This is a genomic window from Paenibacillus xylanexedens (assembly GCF_007676705.1).
In the GTDB taxonomy this organism is placed as follows: Bacteria; Bacillota; Bacilli; order Paenibacillales; family Paenibacillaceae; genus Paenibacillus; species Paenibacillus xylanexedens_C.
Genome location: NZ_VEBF01000159.1, coordinates 1 through 308 on the forward strand (window position 1 = coordinate 1; position 308 = coordinate 308).

At 54.9% G+C, this 308-nt stretch carries 1 protein-coding gene; it reads left to right on the top strand.

Annotated elements, in window-relative coordinates; genetic code table 11:
* Positions 1-26: 26 nt before the first annotated feature.
* Positions 27-122: a hypothetical protein gene (locus tag FS628_RS33245; RefSeq protein ID WP_369008907.1), complete on the top strand. Its 96-nt coding sequence runs from the start codon at positions 27-29 to the stop codon at positions 120-122.
* Positions 123-308: the final 186 nt, after the last annotated feature.

The following is a 308-nucleotide window of genomic DNA, read 5'->3' on the forward strand; positions in this document are numbered from 1 at the left end:
AGTAGGGGTGCATTAGGAGTGAAGGTGTGCAGTATTTGAGTGTGGGGGATGTGGATGGAGACGGGAAAGAGGAGATTATCTATGGTTGGGGTAGGATTGATGATGAGGGTAGGGTGCTTTAGAGGTGCACAGATCTGATGCCTGGGGAGAGTGGTGGAGGGGGAAGCATTGGTGGTGTGGGTGATGGGGAGGGACTTGATGTGGGAGATATCGAGGGGGATGGTGGGGGAGTGGAGATTTTGATGGTTCAGGAGGGTGGTCGGTGGGCGCGATAGGGTTATTCGGTGCGTGATGGGAAGAGGGGAGAA